The organism is Gammaproteobacteria bacterium (assembly GCA_041395725.1).
Taxonomy (GTDB): domain Bacteria; phylum Pseudomonadota; class Gammaproteobacteria; order Pseudomonadales; family Pseudohongiellaceae; genus NORP240.
Map to the genome: position 1 here is coordinate 2,082,877 of JAWKZW010000001.1, position 16,308 is coordinate 2,099,184.

The 16,308-nt window shown below is 55.9% G+C and carries 15 protein-coding genes, 1 tRNA gene and 1 pseudogene; 10 read left to right on the forward strand and 7 right to left on the reverse strand.

Annotation, left to right across the window (positions count from 1 at the left end; genetic code table 11):
• Positions 1-65 precede the first annotated feature (65 nt).
• The 6 genes and pseudogenes from R3F50_09200 (at position 66) to R3F50_09225 (ending at position 5,104) form a co-directional block, all read left to right on the forward strand.
• Positions 66-458, forward strand: coding sequence for a PA2779 family protein (locus R3F50_09200; protein ID MEZ5490480.1), 393 nt, complete (start codon positions 66-68; stop codon positions 456-458).
• Positions 458-1,414: a PA2778 family cysteine peptidase gene (locus R3F50_09205; GenBank protein MEZ5490481.1), complete on the forward strand. Its 957-nt coding sequence runs from the start codon at positions 458-460 to the stop codon at positions 1,412-1,414. The genes R3F50_09200 and R3F50_09205 overlap by 1 nt, the downstream gene beginning before the upstream one ends.
• Positions 1,398-2,909 carry a mechanosensitive ion channel family protein gene (locus tag R3F50_09210; protein MEZ5490482.1) on the forward strand — a complete coding sequence of 504 codons (1,512 nt, stop codon included), beginning with the start codon at positions 1,398-1,400 and terminating at the stop codon, positions 2,907-2,909. The genes R3F50_09205 and R3F50_09210 overlap by 17 nt, the downstream gene beginning before the upstream one ends.
• Before the next feature lie 200 nt (positions 2,910-3,109).
• A complete protein-coding gene (locus R3F50_09215; protein ID MEZ5490483.1) occupies positions 3,110-3,283 on the forward strand; it encodes a DUF1328 domain-containing protein in 174 nt (57 codons plus the stop codon).
• 55 nt (positions 3,284-3,338) lie between these two features.
• Positions 3,339-3,557 (forward strand): hypothetical protein, encoded by a 219-nt coding sequence (locus R3F50_09220; protein MEZ5490484.1) that lies wholly within the window; start codon positions 3,339-3,341, stop codon positions 3,555-3,557.
• Between the two features lie 1,002 nt (positions 3,558-4,559).
• Positions 4,560-5,104 (forward strand): annotated as a pseudogene (locus tag R3F50_09225) (transposase).
• 313 nt (positions 5,105-5,417) lie between these two features.
• On the opposite strand, the gene R3F50_09230 reads toward R3F50_09225, so the two are convergent.
• A tRNA-Ile gene (locus R3F50_09230) sits at positions 5,418-5,494 on the reverse strand.
• A gap of 516 nt (positions 5,495-6,010) precedes the next feature.
• On the opposite strand from R3F50_09230, the gene R3F50_09235 reads away from it, so the two are divergent.
• Positions 6,011-7,138: a TlpA disulfide reductase family protein gene (locus R3F50_09235; GenBank protein ID MEZ5490485.1), complete on the forward strand. Its 1,128-nt coding sequence runs from the start codon at positions 6,011-6,013 to the stop codon at positions 7,136-7,138.
• A 99-nt stretch (positions 7,139-7,237) separates the two neighbouring features.
• On the opposite strand, the gene rpoD is transcribed toward R3F50_09235, so the two are convergent.
• The 4 genes from rpoD to rpsU form a co-directional block, all read right to left on the reverse strand.
• The gene (gene rpoD / locus R3F50_09240) at positions 7,238-9,100 is read right to left on the reverse strand and encodes an RNA polymerase sigma factor RpoD (GenBank protein ID MEZ5490486.1); all 1,863 of its coding nucleotides are present in this window, start codon (positions 9,098-9,100) and stop codon (positions 7,238-7,240) included.
• Positions 9,101-9,281: 181 nt separating this feature from the next.
• Entirely contained in the window at positions 9,282-11,120 is a 1,839-nt protein-coding gene (gene dnaG, locus R3F50_09245) for a DNA primase (GenBank protein MEZ5490487.1), read from the reverse strand.
• Between the two features lie 154 nt (positions 11,121-11,274).
• Positions 11,275-11,727, reverse strand: coding sequence for a GatB/YqeY domain-containing protein (locus R3F50_09250; GenBank protein ID MEZ5490488.1), 453 nt, complete (start codon positions 11,725-11,727; stop codon positions 11,275-11,277).
• Between the two features lie 154 nt (positions 11,728-11,881).
• Complete coding sequence (rpsU, locus tag R3F50_09255; protein ID MEZ5490489.1) at positions 11,882-12,097, reverse strand: 30S ribosomal protein S21; 216 nt, start codon at positions 12,095-12,097, stop codon at positions 11,882-11,884.
• A gap of 211 nt (positions 12,098-12,308) precedes the next feature.
• On the opposite strand from rpsU, the gene tsaD reads away from it, so the two are divergent.
• From tsaD to folK, 3 genes are read left to right on the forward strand one after another with little or no spacing between them, the layout of a single operon-like run.
• Positions 12,309-13,349, forward strand: coding sequence for a tRNA (adenosine(37)-N6)-threonylcarbamoyltransferase complex transferase subunit TsaD (gene tsaD / locus R3F50_09260; protein ID MEZ5490490.1), 1,041 nt, complete (start codon positions 12,309-12,311; stop codon positions 13,347-13,349).
• 25 nt (positions 13,350-13,374) lie between these two features.
• The gene (folB, locus tag R3F50_09265; protein ID MEZ5490491.1) at positions 13,375-13,755 is read left to right on the forward strand and encodes a dihydroneopterin aldolase; all 381 of its coding nucleotides are present in this window, start codon (positions 13,375-13,377) and stop codon (positions 13,753-13,755) included.
• 5 nt (positions 13,756-13,760) lie between these two features.
• Entirely contained in the window at positions 13,761-14,270 is a 510-nt protein-coding gene (folK, locus tag R3F50_09270; protein ID MEZ5490492.1) for a 2-amino-4-hydroxy-6-hydroxymethyldihydropteridine diphosphokinase, read from the forward strand.
• 42 nt (positions 14,271-14,312) lie between these two features.
• Here folK and R3F50_09275 read toward each other — a convergent pair whose 3' ends face one another.
• Positions 14,313-15,068: a pteridine reductase gene (locus R3F50_09275; protein MEZ5490493.1), complete on the reverse strand. Its 756-nt coding sequence runs from the start codon at positions 15,066-15,068 to the stop codon at positions 14,313-14,315.
• Entirely contained in the window at positions 15,065-16,303 is a 1,239-nt protein-coding gene (locus R3F50_09280) for a multifunctional CCA addition/repair protein (GenBank protein ID MEZ5490494.1), read from the reverse strand. The genes R3F50_09275 and R3F50_09280 overlap by 4 nt, the downstream gene beginning before the upstream one ends.
• Positions 16,304-16,308: the final 5 nt, after the last annotated feature.

Sequence of the window (16,308 nt, forward strand, 5' to 3'; positions counted from 1 at the left end):
CCCTACAGTCAGCATCTGGAGATTCGTTCTCGGAAGCCATTGGAATCTACTTCAGGAGTAACACTATGTTTAACAACAATCTGCAAGGCGGCCTCAAAAAAATCGCGATGCTGCTGGCACTCAGTCTTTTCACTACCACTGTCTCCATGTCGGCCAGCGCTGACCTGGTATCTACGGAACAACTTTCCGCACAACAGGAAGTTGAGAAGGTACGCAATGAAGTGAAGAACTACATCGCGCGTGATGAAGTCCGGGAGAAGATGCTGGAACTGGGCGTGAGCCATGCCGACGTCGATCAGCGAATCGATAATCTTACGGACCAGGAAGTCATGGAATTGTATGAGGGAATGGATTCAATGCCAGCAGGCGAAGGAGTTTTAGGTGTGGTTATCAGCCTGCTGGTAATCTTCATTCTGCTGGACGTCGCCGGCGTGACGGATATTTTTCCGGCTGTATAATGAGCCAATCCGCCATCAGATTTTCCCTGCTGCTCACTCTCTGGCTGAGTCTGGCTGCCTGCCGGTCAGCCCCTCAGTCAGAGGCGCTGCTTTCTGAGAACCCGCGTTCAATACCCGTGAGCGCGATGATCAGCGATCTTCCCTTTTTCCCCCAGGAGCGTTATCAGTGCGGCCCGGCCGCATTGGCAACCGTGCTAAGCCACAACGACAGGCTCACGACGCCGGCGGAACTGGAAAGATTCATGTATCTACCCGAAAGGCAAGGTACCTTTCAGCTTGAAGTTGTTGCCGCTGCGCGCTCTACAGGTCGTGTTACCTATGCGCTCGAACCTTTACTGAAAGACATCCTAATCGAGATAGACGCGGGCAATCCTGTTATCGTGTTCCAGAATCTTGGCCTGCGGCGCTGGCCAGTCTGGCACTTTGCAGTGGTCAAAGGATACGACCTGGAAGCGGGCACACTGATTCTCAACTCGGGTACGATTGAGGATCATGAGATGAAAATCAAAACCTTTGAAAGAACCTGGGGCCGTGCGGATCACTGGGCAATCGTCGCCCTCAATCCCGGGGAATTGCCAGAGACAGCGAATCCGGATGCTTACTTTGCCAGCCTGGTTGACTTTGAACATAGTTTTAACGGCGAAGATAGCGTAGTAGAGGCGTTCAAAACGGCGTTACGCCGCTGGCCCGGTCATCAGCTACTCGGAATGGGCCTGGCCAATCTCTACATTGAACGGCAGGAATATGCTGATGCCAGATTACAGCTGGTTCAGCTGTTACAACAGCGCCCGACTTTGGCCCCCGCCCATAATAACCTGGCCCATGTTTATCTGCAGCTCGGCGAATACGCCAGAGCCAGAGTACACGCAGAAGCTGCGATCATTCATGGCTCAACATTTATTACCAGCTATCAGGATACCTTACAGCAAATAAATCAGTATGCGATTGATCAATAGGTTAAAGCCGGCAACATTGTGGTTAACACTACTGCTGATGCTGCCGGCTGCACATGTGGCCCTCGGCGCCGAACAGGCAACCCGGAGTTCGAATGGTACCACGGAGCAGGGTAGCGAAACCCGTGAAAGTGAATCAGGTAGAGAAACCAACGAAGATGCAGCAAGCAGCGAACGTATCGAGAGCATAGCAGTCCATCGGATCAGGCAGCTGATAGTCACTTTGGAAAGTCCGACCGCCAGGCAGCAGTTTGTCGAAAACCTGCGCACACTGATCGAAGTGGAAGACGATGAAAACTTCACGTTTTCGTTGAGTGAGACCCTCGATATTTCCGATACAAGCAGCAGCCTGCTGGGATCATACATCCGCCTGATAAACAGATTGGGGCTCGATGGAAATCTGGTCGGCAAGGGTATATTGATTACAGCAGTAACACTATCCTGCCTGATTTTCGTACTGCTGAACAACTGGATCTCTCGAGCACTGGAAAAGCCCCTGGCAGGGGTCAGAGAGCGCTACGGACTCAGCCGCAACAGGCTGGGACTGCTCTTCACAGGTCAGCGCCTGGCAGGCTATCTGGCAGCTCTGGTAGTTTTCACCTATACGGTCTATTCGATCATCACCTCTTCAGACGGACAAGTGGTTTTTCCCAGTTGGGGCACGAACGTGGCCGAATCAATTGCGGTGTTCCTGCTACTGCTGTTGATCGTTATAGGAAGCTGGGAGCTCATAAACGCCGGCCTGGAATATGGCATGAAGACGGTCTCCAGCGTCGACAAATCCAGGGTCGATACGCTGTTGCCAGTAGCCAGGAATTTCCTGTTCTTCATTGTCTCAATTCTTTTTGTCATGGTGCTGCTTGCGGAGCTGGGACTGGACATATGGCCGATACTGGCAGGCGCAGGCGTTTTGGGCATAGCCGTAGGATTCGGTGCTCAGACATTGGTAAAAGACTTTCTGATCGGCTTTACGATTGTATTGGAAGATCTGATTCAGGTGGGTGACGTCGCACGCCTGGCAGATAAAGTTGGGCTGGTGGAAAAAATCACGCTACGCAAAATACAGCTGCGCGGTCTGGACGGTACGGTTTATACCGTGCCTCATAGCGATATTTCGGTAGTGGAGAACCTGACCAAGGAATACAGCTATTACCTGATGGATATCGGTGTTGGCTATAGCGAAAACACCGACAAGGTCATTGAGTGTCTTAAATCGGTAGACGATGACATTCAGAATAACGACAAGCTGAAAGACAAGATTCTTGAACCGCTGGAAATACTGGGCGTAGATAAACTTGACGATAGCGCCGTTGTCATCAGAGCCAGGATCAAGACTCAGCCACACGATAAATGGCTGGTCGGCAGGGAGTATAACAAACGGATCAAGCAAGCGTTTGACGACAGCAATATTGAGATACCGTTTCCGCATCGCACACTCTACTTCGCGAATACCCTGCATTCCGAAAGCGACGCTGTAAATCCTGCGCGGGATTCTTGAAAATATTGCAGGCCCTTCTGTAAATATTTCCTCGCCCAACCCAATAACAACCCTCTGATTAACCGCACCAGCAACTAACTCAATGAAAAATGGTTATTTTTAAAGTTTTCACTATCCTGGCACGGTTCTCGCAACAACTATAGTGAAAGTTGTGAAAGTTAAACTTACTACCAAAGGGATTATTGTCCCAGGAGGAAATAATGTTAGGTTGGGTACTTACTTTTTTTATCTTTGCGATTATTGCGGGCGTGCTGGGTTTTAGCGGAATCGCAGGAGCCTCTGCCGGAATAGCTCAGTTGTTGTTTATGATTTTCATCGTGCTGTTGCTGATTTCTCTCATCGCCAGAGCTATACGAGGCCGCCCGCCCGTATAACCGATCTGAGTCAGCAGCGAATATTTGATTTTGTTACAAACGTTAGGAGATAGAAATGATACTTAGAATTTTAATGACACTGACAATCCCTGTTGCCCTGATCGCTTGCGAGGAAGAAGGTCCCGCGGAACGGTTTGGTGAACAGATCGATGAGGCTGCTTATCAGGTAGAAGATTCTGCCCGTGACGCCGCGGACCGTGTAAGTGATGCCGCCAACGATGCGGGCAATGCTATTGAAGATGCGTGTGAGGACGTTACGAACAGAAACTGCTAGATATTGATCGTGACATTGACCTTAGACTTCAGGGGCGCATCCAGCGCCCTTTTTTTATCCGGTTTATTTCTATCCTGCTGATTATTATTCGGATGAATAACAGTCGCGGTTCTTTTCACTTCTGTTATTTTACCTTCACTTCACTTCACTTCACTTCTTAATTTCTCTTCCCGACCTTTATCTTCTCAGTCCTGCGGTTATTTTTGCAGCACGAGCCTGCAACCCAGGCTGTAGTACGAGACGCCAGCGTCAAACAAAGTGCGCGCAGTTGACCTTAAGTCTACAGCATCGCTTCCCCATGAACCGCCTCTGGTAACTCGTCTACTGCAGTTTCCAGTAACCCAGGCGGAGCCATCTGCTGGAGCTCCGGCATAGGAGTCGTTTTAACAATCTGCGGTCCATTCCCGCATATTGTCGTGCATATCGTAAAGGCCGAAAGAATTTGCATCAAAGCTTCTAACAGGAGAGGTGGTTCGAAACTGATCATCGCATGCAGTTGAGCAATCTGCCCGCCCATCGACATACAGATCACCCCAGCTGTACTCGGAGACCGTATCAGACCTTGTCGCATACTCCCATTCGGCTTCAGGGAGTAGGCGGAACTCAAGTTCAGACAGACTGTTAAGTCAGGGAATAAACACACGCTCTATCTCAGCGTAGCTGATGTTTATTACAGGTTTACGGCCGCGCCTCCACCCTTCATCGTCAGGTAGTCTGTTGCGACCTCCCGACTGCACAAAGATATCCCATTGAGAAAAAGTCACTTCATACTTCGAAATAGTGAGGCGAGCCATGTCGACCCGGTGTACTGGCTGTTCGATAGGCAAACCACTGGAACTTCCCATGTTGAACGACCTCGGTTTCAATTCAACCATATCTGCCTTGAACTGTTGCACAATAAACAAGTAGTTCTTAACTTCTGCCAGATCCTGGCCGGCAACAACATTGGAAGGGCCTTCATTGAAGTTTGCGACTAGGTTGGGTCTGAATAACGATAGAGCCAGTCAGCGGGTGGCCCGTTTCCTGGAGCGGCGCGGCATCTTGGAGCGGAACGAAGATAATAACTACCTGACCCCGGACGGAGTGGAGGTAGATCCCCTGCAGGACATTTACAGCCACTCGGTCGCCTACCGGATCGCAGTAGGCCCGCAGATGGGCCGTAAGGTGTTCTGCCTAGACCATTCCACCGCAACCGGAAGAATCCCCGGGTAATGCCAGGGTGGCGATTCTCAATGGCTTCAGCCTGCACGCCGGCATTGCAGCTAAAGCGCGTCAACACAAATAAAGTGGAGAGGCTGTGCCGCAACAGTGCCAGGCCCGCCATTTCGGAACAGCTCCTGTCACTTACTCCCAGTGGCAAAGTGCGCTACGAATTAAATACACCGTTTCGCAACGGCACCACCCATGTGATCTTCGGGCCCCTGGACTTTCCGGCAAGACTGGCTGCGCTGGTACCCAAGCCCAGGGTGAACCTGAACCGGTTTCAAGAGGTGTTCGCTCCTATCAGCAAGCACCGGGCAGCCATTACGCCGTCTGGAAGAGGCAAGGGGAGTAAGAATAAGCAGGCCGTAGTCCGGGGTTGGTACATTATCTAAATCATTTACCGTACCGAGAATAAAATGGTCAAAAAGTGAATCTACATAAGTGGCTGACGCCCGAGTCCAATCAGTGAAATCCACCGGACTCGCCGTGCCCAACGAACCGGTACAAGCACTAGTAATGGTACTGCAGACAGTGGCAACTTGATTCCACGAATATCCAATGGTTTCCGTAATCTGACGCCATTCCTTATCACCAACGATTACGCTTGCTTGTGGGGCTGCGGTAAAGCGTGAAGTATCTTTAATACATTGATTTTATTGGTGGGCCTGGAAGGACTCGAACCTTCGACCAACGGATTATGAGTCCGCTGCTCTAACCAACTGAGCTACAGGCCCCTCGATGCTGCGGGTGGTGGCGATGCTGTCAGCCATACTATTGGCAACAGTGTCAGCGCATTCGTTAATACGTATTCGCAAGACTCACCAAAGGTATTCTCGCTGTTGCACGACTTCCTTATTCTCAGAGGCGGGCTGATGACTGCGCCGTTGTCTGTAACCAGGAAAGCTCGATCGACTCACCATGCCAGGCTGAGGGAAAAGCCTGGTCATGGCAGACCATGATTCTTCATGGCTTGAGAATGAGTCAGTCGGGTAACATCGGAAAAACCAAGACGCGCATTATATGCGCCACCCGGGGTCTTGCCAACATGCCTGACGTGATGATGGCAGCATCCACGAGCAGGGGCCGGCAGCTGGTTTCGTGCCCGTGATGCGCTGTTCTGCCTGATGTTCAAGTGCGGGCCACCCTGAATCAGGTTAAGATACGGGCTAGGACGCCCAATTCAGTTCATTGAGCCTGCCCCCATTTCATCCACCTGCGGCGTCCAATAGAGGAGATAAACGTTGACTTTAATCCACAGAATAGCGGCGCTGCTGGTGCTGTCGCTGTGCAGCTCGCTGGCGAGTGCACAGGCGGTGACAGTGCTGTATGGCGATCGTATCGTCGAGCTGCAGGAAACGCTGCCCGATGCCACGGATCTTTGGGTGAAACCGGCAGATCTGACGCGTATCAATGATTTCGAATTGAAGCCGGAGGGAGCCTGCTTCGAAGCAATCTGTATTCCCGTGCTGCAGGATCGCGACAGCGAGATGTTCATCACCCGTCAGGGTCAGGGCTGGTTCAACGTGACTGAGCTGGCGGACAAGGTACGGCAGTCTTACGTGGCGGACTATGACGATGCCATCTGGAGTTTTGGTGAAATGCCGGTCAAGCGACAGAGCTTTCTGCGCGGTGGTAAGGCGCCGGATTTTGAATTGCCTGACCGCGATGGAAATCCGGTTCGCCTTTCCGATTTTCGAGGGAAAAAGGTCCTGCTGCTGACCTGGGCCTCGTGGTGAGGATGTCGACTTGACGTGCCCGTGTGGCAGGTGATTTACGACGAACTCAAAGATCAGAATTTCGAAATTATTTCAGTAGCCCAGGATTCCGGTGGCGAAGCAGCCGCTGGTCCGATTTATGACGATGGCAAGGTAACGTACACGGCCATTATCGATGTAAACCATTACATCAGTGCGCTGTACAACCTGGTGAATGTCCCGTCAGGCGTGTGGATCGACGAGGAGGGCAATATTGTCCGCATTAACGAGGGTACTTACGCCAAGGAGCATGCTGGCGGCGCTTTTGGAACCAATGATTACGTGCCTTTAGTGCGCGACTGGGTTGCCAGGGGAGCCGACAGTGAGTATGTCTGGGACCGCACCCGGGTGCGGGAGAACATCGTACAGCGTACTCCTGACGCGGAGCGTGCCCAGCCGGCCTTTCTTCTGGGAACCCATTACTTTACCAACGGTAATGATCAGAAGGCGGAGCAGTACTGGACCATGGCCCAGGAACTGGACCCCACCAGCTGGAACTATCTGCGCCAGGATCTGCAGTACGAGGACGGCGGATCGGCAGGACCCGAATGGCGGGCCCGGCGCGACCGGATTGAAAGTGCCGGAGGTACTTACTACAAACCGCTGGACATCGAGCCGAACTGAGCGATCGGTTGGCTAGTAACGAAAAAGGGGCGCTCGATGCGCCCCTTTTTTTGTGCTTTTAATCCGTGCCTGCTGTTCCTGCTGGCACTGGAGACGGCGCTATTCGTCCAGGAAGCTGCGCAGGTGATCCGAGCGGGTCGGGTGACGCAGCTTGCGCAGGGCTTTGGCTTCAATCTGCCGGATGCGTTCCCGGGTGACGTCGAACTGCTTGCCGACTTCTTCCAGGGTGTGATCCGTATTCATGTCGATGCCGAAGCGCATGCGCAGTACCTTGGCCTCGCGGGCTGTAAGGCTGCCCAGAACTTCCTTGGTGGCTTCACGCAGGCCTTCGTCGATGGACGCATCCACCGGGGAATCGACCGTGGCATCTTCGATGAAATCGCCCAGGTGGGAGTCTTCATCATCGCCGATCGGAGTTTCCATGGAGATGGGCTCCTTGGCGATTTTCAGCACCCGGCGCACCTTCTCTTCCGACATTTCCATGCGCTCGCCCAGTTCTTCGGGGGTCGGGTCACGGCCTTTCTCATGCACCATCTGGCGCGAGATACGGTTGAGCTTGTTGATGGTTTCGATCATGTGCACCGGAATCCGGATCGTGCGTGCCTGGTCGGCGATAGAGCGGGTAATCGCCTGACGAATCCACCACGTGGCATAGGTTGAAAACTTGTAGCCACGGCGGTATTCAAACTTGTCCACCGCCTTCATCAGGCCGATATTGCCTTCCTGGATCAGGTCAAGGAATTGCAGGCCCCGGTTGGTGTATTTCTTGGCGATGGAAATTACCAAGCGCAGGTTGGCCTCCACCATTTCCTTCTTGGCGCGTCGCGACTTGGCTTCGCCAATGGACATCTGACGGTTGATATCCTTGATTTCGGCGATAGTGAGGCCATTTTCCTCTTCCATCATGCGCAGCTTCCGCTGTGCCCGGATCACGTCGTTCTTGACGTTCACCAGCAGTTCGGAATACGCCTCGCCGGCACTGATGTGCTGGTTGATCCACTTTTCGTCGATCTCGTGGCCAGGAAAGGATTCGATAAAAACCTTGCGGGGCATTTTTGCGTTGCGCACGCACAAGGTCATGATATTGCGCTCGTGACGACGCAGTCGCGTCAGAACGGCGCGGATATGGGTCAGCAGGGGGTCGAACTGCTTCGGTGTCAGTTTGAAGCACTTGAACAGGTCGCCCAGCTTGTCCAGCTCCTCGATTGACTTCTTGTTGCCTCTGCCCTGTTTGGCTACGGTGGCAGCTGCCTTGTCATACTGCTTGCGCAGCTCGGTAAAGCGTATACGAGCTTCCTCAGGGTCAGGACCGGATGCGGACTCATCGTCGTCATCAGTGTCCAGCCCATCATCGTCATCATCGCTGTCGTCCTTCGAGGACTCAGCCACGGCCGGCTCTTCGCTGGCGGCGGGCGGGGGGATGTCGTCATCGTCGCTGGGCTCCTGGTAGCCGGTGATCAGCTCGTTGAGGCGGCGCTCTTCCGACTCCACCAGGGCGTATTCGTTCAGCACATGTTCAACGGTACCCGGGAAGTGGGCCATGGCTTTCATCAGCTCGCGAATGCCTTCCTCGATGCGTTTGGCGATGACAATTTCGCCCTCGCGCGTAAGCAACTCCACGGTGCCCATCTCGCGCATATACATGCGTACCGGGTCCGTGGTGCGGCCGGCCTCGCTTTCAACCGCTGCCAGGGCTGCTGCCGCTTCCGCCGCAGCCACCTCGTCTTCGGTGCCGACCTCGTTTTCGTCTTCGGCCATCAGCAGGGCATCGGTATCGGGTGCGGTCTCGAAGACCTTGATGCCCATGTCGTTGATCATCTGGATGATGTCTTCGACCTGATCCGGATCGGAAATCGACTGTGGCAGGTGGTCGTTAACCTCTGCGTAGGTCAGGTAGTTCTGCTCCTTTCCTTTGGCGATCAGAGATTTGAGACTGGATTGCGGAGTGTTGGTATCAGACATTAGGTTCCCGGCTTCGCGTTACGTATAAATTTGGGTGATGGGCGGCTGTCCATCTGAAAAACAGCCGGCCATTATACTGGGTTATTGGCTGGCGTGCCTATTGGTTTAGACCGTTTCATCAACTATTTACTTCGGGCCAGCCTGCGCGGTCTCACAAGCCGGTCTAGTGGTTACATCGGTTTTAATCCGGCAGCCCTGCCGGACGGCTCAGCTTTTCGCGCAGTTCCTGAAGGGTTCTGTCAATGTCCGACTTCTTCTGGGTATCTGACAATATTCTGTCAATTATCTGCCTGAATTCCTCGCTGATCCCCTCCGTGGGGGTTATTTTCTCTTCGCGCATCAGTTGGGTAAGCCGGTTGCCGACCGGGGAATCGTAGAAGTACCCCAGCATCGTATAGGTGGTTATATTGGGGGTGTTACGCACCAATTCAATGAGATCCAGCAGCATGCGGGAGTTTTCGCCGTCCAGTTCCGCCAGTTGGGACAAATCCCGGTCGATTTCCAGCGCAATCCCGGGTTTGGCCAGAATCAGCTCGATCGCTTTCAGGCTCCAGGATTTTTTCTGGCTGATGGGGGTATTTCCAGGCCTGGGTGCGGACCGGGAACCTTGCTGCTGCCAGTCCTGTACATGGCCAGGCGCAGTGTCGGCAGGGCGCTCCGGTATGGCGGCGGGCTGATTTCCTGCCAGGCCGTCAAGCTGGGCTTTGCTCACACCCACCAGGGCTGCCAGTCGATCCAGCATCAACTCCCCGTAGATGCCCTTCGGGAACTGACTCAGCAGGGGGCGCGCGAGTTTCCCGAGTCTGGCCCGGTCGGCGATATCTTCCAGGTCCAGGTCCGCCGCCAGCTTTTCAAAGAAGAAGTCCGCCAGCGGCATGGCGTTGTCCATGCGCTCGAGAAAGCGTTCCTTGCCGATCTGCCTGACCAGGCTGTCCGGGTCCTCTCCCTCCGGCAGGAACAGGAAATTAATCTCGCGGCCATCCTCCATAAGCGGAATGCTGGCCTGCAGGGCCCGCCACGCCGCGGCTCGGCCGGCCTCGTCCCCGTCAAAGCAGAAAATAACCTCGTTAACCAGCCGGAACAGCCGGTTGAGGTGATTGGCGTTACAGGCGGTGCCCAGAGTTGCCACGGCATTGCTGATACCGGATTGCGCCAGGGCTATAACGTCCATATAGCCTTCCACGACCAGTGCGCGCTCCAGCTTCTGATTGGCACGCCGGGCTTCAAACAGACCATAAAGCTCCCTGCCTTTGTGGAAGACTGCGGTTTCCGGCGAGTTCAGGTACTTGGGTTTCTCATCGCTCAGCACCCGGCCGCCAAAGCCGACTACCTGGCCGCGGCTGTTGCGGATTGGAAACAGGATGCGGTTCCGGAAGCGATCGTAGTAGTGAGGGTTGTCACCGTCCCCGGCAGGCTCGTCCGTATCAGAGCGGTTTTGTTTTTCTTTTTCGACGACGAGGCCGGCCTCGAGCAACAGCTTACGCTGTTCTTCCGTGGTGCCAAGGGCTGACAGCAGGTTGTCCCAGCCCGGCGGGGCATAGCCAAGCATGAAGTCCCTGGCGATGGCGCCACTCAGGCCTCTGGTTTTCAGGTAGTCGATTGCCTCCTGGCGGTTGCTGTCCTGGCGCAGGCGGGTCTGATAAAAATGCTTGGCCTGGTCCAGCAGCTGCAGCAGTTGCGCAGCCCGGGATTGCCGCTGCTGTTCTGCCCGGCTGGTTGCCTCCCGAGGTACTTCCAGGCCGTACTCGCCGGCCAGGGCCTCCACGGCCTGGGGAAAATCCAGGCCGTCGAAGTTCATCAAGAAACCAATTGCGTTGCCGCCGACGCCACAGCCGAAACAGTAGTAGAACTGTTTATCCGGCTCAACGCTGAAAGAGGGGGATTTTTCCTGGTGAAAAGGGCACAGTCCGGAATAGTTCTTGCCGGTCTTGCGCAGCTTCACCCGCTTGTCGACGACATCGACTATATCCGCCCGATTGAGCAGGTCGTCGATGAAGCTTTGCGGGATCAGTCCTGCCATAGAGAAATCAAGGAAATGTCGTTGCCGGGGTGACGATGAGCAACCGGCGCGGTTGCCCGGCGGCCTTGCTGAAATCCTAGTTCACTCATCGGACCGGCGCAACGCTGCGGGTGTGAATGGTGGAAATGCTGCCCGGGGACCGGGGCAGAGACTGTCAGTCCAGCAGGTTCTTGATCTGCTTGCTGACTTCGCCCATGTCGGCTCGTCCCTGCACCTTTGGCTTCACCAGGGCCATGACCTTACCCATGTCACGCATGGACTCGGCCTTGGTTTCGGCAATGGCAGTCTGAATGAGGGCGGTCAGCTCGGCTTCATCCAGGGCTTCCGGCAGGAACTCCTGCAATACGTCTATCTCGCGGGCTTCCTTCTCGGCGAGATCCTGGCGTCCACCGGCTTCAAACTGGCGTACCGATTCCCGACGCTGTTTGACCATCTTGTCCAGGATAGAGAGAATGCGGGCGTCATCGGGTTCGATGCGCTCGTCCACTTCCACTTTCTTGACTTCTGACAGTGCCAGGCGCAGGGTTCCGAGGCGCTCCTTGTCCTTGGCACGCATCGCGGATTTCATTGCTTCGGTAAGCTGCTGTTTCAGTGCGCTGTCTGCCATGATCGCTCCTGCAGGACTGACAATGCGGGTCTCAGGCCCGGCTCAAGACAACTGTTAGCCGTTCCGCTACCCGCCCGGGGCGGGCCGCTGGATTAAGGCTGGTCTGGCGAGGGTGGCCGGGGCCGGTGACCCAGGGGGCACCGGGCTGTCCCGATCAGTACAAGCGCTGGGTTTTTTTAGTCTCGCGCTGCACTTTCTTAAGGTGGCGCTTGACCGCTGCCGCTGCTTTTCGCTTACGGATAGAAGTCGGCTTCTCGTAAAACTCCCGCCGCCGGACCTCGGCCAGGATACCGGCCTTCTCACAGGAACGCTTGAAGCGTCGCAGGGCGACGTCAAAAGGCTCGTTCTCTTTTAACTTAACTTGTGGCATGTATAAAACACCTACTCTGGTTTTCGCCAATTCGAAAGGCCGCATATATTAATGCCCCACTCTGGCAAATGCAAAGAAAAAACCGTCCTTTTGGACCGCGATACGGTGCCGATGGCCGGTTTCTGCCCGATTCGCCGTGTACCTTACCTGGTGGGTTGCCTCGAATAGTGTTGGCTGGCCTCGTCCAGAACAGGATACACTTTGCCTCCTGATGAGAGTCCTCGGTATAGAAACTTCCTGCGATGAGACCGGTGTTGCTGTTTATGACAGCGAGCGGGGCCTGTTGGCGGACTGCCTTTACAGCCAGGTTGAGATTCACGCCCGCTATGGCGGTGTGATCCCCGAGCTGGCGTCCCGCGACCATGTGCGTAAGACATTACCGCTGATCAACGAGGTACTGGAGAAAGCCGGCCTCGGCCGCCAGGATCTGGATGGTATCGCCTACACCGCTGGCCCTGGCCTGGTCGGGGCGCTATTGGTAGGAGCGTCCATCGGCCGGGCCATGGGCATGGGCCTGGGTATTCCCACCCTGGGCGTTCACCATATGGAAGGGCATCTGCTGGCGCCGATGCTGGAAGAGGATCCCCCGTCGTTTCCCTTTGTCGCCCTGCTGGTTTCCGGTGGACACACCCAGTTGGTCCGGGTGGAGGGAATCGGTCGTTATCAGTTGTTGGGTGAGTCCCTGGATGATGCGGCGGGGGAGGCGTTCGATAAAGTTGGCAAGATGCTCGGGCTGGCCTATCCGGGCGGGCCCAGAGTGGCGGCTCTTGCAGAACAGGGCACTGTCGGCGCATTCGATTTTCCACGCCCGATGGTCAATCGGCCGGGGCTGGACTTCAGTTTCAGCGGCCTGAAAACCTTTGTGCGCAATACCATTGAGGACCAGCGGGACGCAGACGGGCAACTGGACAGCCAGGTTGCTGCGGATATCGCCCGGGCCTTCGAGGAAGCCGTCGTCAACACCTTTGTTATCAAGTGTCGCCGCGCGTTGGAGCACACCGGCCTGCAGACCCTGGTTATTGCCGGCGGGGTAAGTGCTAACTTGCGACTACGTGAGGGGCTCGGCCGGTTGGTTCAGGGGCTGGGCAGCCGGTTATATTACGCCAAGCCGCGCTTCTGCACCGACAACGGTGCCATGATCGCCTATGTGGGTTGCCAGCGCCTGATGGCCGGTGAGCAGGATGCGCTGGTGATAAACGCCCGGCCCCGCTGGCCTCTGGACAGTCTGGCACCGCCGGCCTCCGGGCCTTAAAATTCACGCCGCACAAGGTTTACCCATGGATACAGTTTACATTCACGATCTGGAAATTGAGACCGTCATCGGTATCTACGACTGGGAGCGCGAGCAGAAACAGGTTATCAGGCTGGACTTGGAGATGGCGACCGATATTCGGCCGGCAGCCCGCGATGACGATATCGCTCTGGCGCTGGACTACAAGCGGGTCGCCAAGCGCCTGATCGCCTATGTTGAGAGTTCAGAGTTTTTCCTGGTCGAGACACTGGCAGAGGAACTCGCCCGCATCGTCATGCAGGAATTCAATGTCCCCTGGTTGAAGCTGAGGCTCGGCAAACCGGGCGCGGTTACCGGCTCCCGTGAAGTCGGTGTGCTGATTGAGCGAGGTCAGAGAGCTGGCACTGCTTACAGCGCCCGGGCCTGAACACAATGCCGCTGGTCACTCTCAGCCTCGGCAGTAATATCGAGCCGGCGATCAATATTCGCCAGGCGCTCAATGCCCTGCGCTCGCTCTATGGCGATCTGAAAACTTCCCCGGTTTATGAAAGCGAGGCTGTGGGCTTCAGTGGCGCCAACTTTCTCAACCTGGTGGTGGCAATGACAGTGGATGCCAGGCTGGAAGATCTGGCCAGCGAGCTGAAAAAACTGGAACGGCAGCAGGGCAGGGATCACTCAGCAGGCAGCTTCGCCGCCCGCACGCTGGATGTTGATATTCTCACCTACGGTGAGCTGCGGGGCGAGCAGGCGGGCATGCGCCTGCCGCGTTCGGAGATTACCCGCTACGCCTTCGTGTTACAGCCATTGGCAGACCTTCTCCCGGATGCGCTGCATCCCACCCTCGGCAGATCCTACCGCGAACTATGGGAGCAGTTTCAGCGGGATGAGGGAGACAGCCAGCGTCTGTGGCCGGTTCCGTTTGACTGGAACAACGCCGGTTGAGTCGCAGGCGGCTTAAAGGAGGCCAGCCCTGAAATTTCCGGGCTAGAGGTTGAGCCGCCGACCCCCGTCGACACGGATGACCTCACCGGTCATGTAACTGGCCCCGGTTGCCAGGAAAAAAACCGCTTCGGCAATATCCCCTGGCGTGCCGGTCGTGCCCAGGGGTACCTGGTCGAGAACTGCCTGCTGGGCTGCAGTGGCGGTTTCGTCCTGCTCGTGTTCTGGCCAGAGAATGGCGCCAGGAGCCACACCATTGACGCGAACGTTAGGCGCCAGCTCAATCGCCAGTGACCTGGTCATAGCCTGCAGGCCGGCCTTGGCAATGCTGTAAACAGGGTAGTTCTTGAGCGGCCGTTCAGCATAGATGTCAAGCAGATTGACGATAGAGCCATGGTTCTGACGGATCTCATCAGCCAGCGCCTGGCACAGAAAGAAGGCGCCGCGCAGATTGCTGTCCGTCAGTTCATCCCAGTTGCTGCTGGTGACCGTCCCCAGGGGGGTTGGATAAAATGTGGAGGCGTTGTTTACCACGACATCCAGGCGCCCGAATGCCAGCGTGGCCTGCCTGGCCAGAGTCAGCACTTCCTGGTCCCGGGTGAGGTTGGCCTGTATCACCATGGCAGAATTCTGACGTGATCGATTCAACTGGCCGGCAAGCTGCCCCGCTTCCTGCAGCGAGTCATTGCAATGCACGAGCACCTTATAACCGTGCTCATGGAATTTTTGTGTGATAGCCAATCCTATGCGTTTTGCCGCACCGGTAATCAGGACTACCGGTTCTACGGCTGTCTCGTTCATTTGTTTCTCCCCAGTTTCAGGCTGATGAGCTCGCTGCGATGCTGGTGGATCAGACCCTTGATGGTGTCGGGCTGATCTCTCTCACCGGTGCGCCCGGCCAGCAGTTCGGCCACATTCAGCGAACTGGCCGCCTGCTGTGCGGCCAGCAGCAGATCCCGCTGTGGATAGGCCTGATCCTCCAGCCCGGTGCGGCCACGGGAATCCGCCTCGCAGGCCAACAGAAAGCGCTGCATGCGTTGCGGGCGGCGAAACGCGTCAAGTGCCTCTAACAGCTCAAGAATGGTGCCGCTGCGCATTTCTTTGAGAGCATGCATCCGGGTGTGGTACTCACACACCAGCAGAGCCAGGTCTCCGTACTCCCTTGGGACCCGCAGGCGGGTGTTGATCTGCCTGATCAGTGGCAGGCCCAGGGTTTCATGGCGATAGTGATGGGGCCAGTTGTCCCGCGGCGTGACACCTTTGCCCACATCGTGCACTACGGTGGCATAGCGCACCACCGGGTCGTCGGTCAGGCGGGTCGCCTGTTCCAGCACCAGCATGACATGCTCGCCGGTGTCGATCTCCGGGTGGTATTTTTCCGGTTGCGGCACGCCAAACAGACAATCCACTTCCGGCAGCAACACGGCCAGCGCACCACAGGCCCGCAGGCTGCGGAAAAAAGTCACCGGGCTGGATTCCTGCAGGGCGGTCTCGATTTCCCGCCACACCCGTTCGCTGACCAGGTGTTCGAGTTCGCCGGCCGCGACCATACGCTTCATGAGAGCCAGGGTGTCATCCGCAATCCTGAAACCCAGTTTCGCAAATCGGGCGGCAAACCGCGCCACCCGCAGTACGCGCAGCGGATCCTCGCTGAAAGCCGGTGAGACATGACGCAGCAGACGGTCCTCCAGATCCTGCCTGCCACCGTAGGGATCGATCAGTCTGCCGTCGCAGTCCTCCGCGATAGCATTGATGGTCAGATCCCTGCGCAGCAGATCCTCTTCCAGAGACACAGTCTCTGAAGCTTCGAAGGAGAATCCCTTATAACCGTGGCCGGTTTTGGTTTCTTTGCGGGCGAGGGCATATTCTTCATGGGTTTGTGGATGCAGAAACACCGGGAAATCCTTTCCCACCCGTCGATAGCCCTTATCCAACAGCGTTCTGTCGCGGGCACCCACTACCACCCAGTCCCGTTCCTTGACCGGAATGCCGAGAAGTTTGTCCCGTACTGCGCCGCCAACCAGGTATACCTGCATGAATA

Coding starts and splice junctions, on each gene's coding strand:
- R3F50_09200 (MEZ5490480.1), top strand. CDS start 66: ATGTTTAACAACAATCTGCAAGGCGGCCTCAAAAAAATCGCGATGCTG.
- R3F50_09205 (MEZ5490481.1), top strand. CDS start 458: ATGAGCCAATCCGCCATCAGATTTTCCCTGCTGCTCACTCTCTGGCTG.
- R3F50_09210 (MEZ5490482.1), top strand. CDS start 1,398: ATGCGATTGATCAATAGGTTAAAGCCGGCAACATTGTGGTTAACACTA.
- R3F50_09215 (MEZ5490483.1), top strand. CDS start 3,110: ATGTTAGGTTGGGTACTTACTTTTTTTATCTTTGCGATTATTGCGGGC.
- R3F50_09220 (MEZ5490484.1), top strand. CDS start 3,339: ATGATACTTAGAATTTTAATGACACTGACAATCCCTGTTGCCCTGATC.
- rpoD (MEZ5490486.1), bottom strand. CDS start 9,100: ATGTCTGATACCAACACTCCGCAATCCAGTCTCAAATCTCTGATCGCC.
- dnaG (MEZ5490487.1), bottom strand. CDS start 11,120: ATGGCAGGACTGATCCCGCAAAGCTTCATCGACGACCTGCTCAATCGG.
- R3F50_09250 (MEZ5490488.1), bottom strand. CDS start 11,727: ATGGCAGACAGCGCACTGAAACAGCAGCTTACCGAAGCAATGAAATCC.
- rpsU (MEZ5490489.1), bottom strand. CDS start 12,097: ATGCCACAAGTTAAGTTAAAAGAGAACGAGCCTTTTGACGTCGCCCTG.
- tsaD (MEZ5490490.1), top strand. CDS start 12,309: ATGAGAGTCCTCGGTATAGAAACTTCCTGCGATGAGACCGGTGTTGCT.
- folB (MEZ5490491.1), top strand. CDS start 13,375: ATGGATACAGTTTACATTCACGATCTGGAAATTGAGACCGTCATCGGT.
- folK (MEZ5490492.1), top strand. CDS start 13,761: ATGCCGCTGGTCACTCTCAGCCTCGGCAGTAATATCGAGCCGGCGATC.
- R3F50_09275 (MEZ5490493.1), bottom strand. CDS start 15,068: ATGAACGAGACAGCCGTAGAACCGGTAGTCCTGATTACCGGTGCGGCA.
- R3F50_09280 (MEZ5490494.1), bottom strand. CDS start 16,303: ATGCAGGTATACCTGGTTGGCGGCGCAGTACGGGACAAACTTCTCGGC.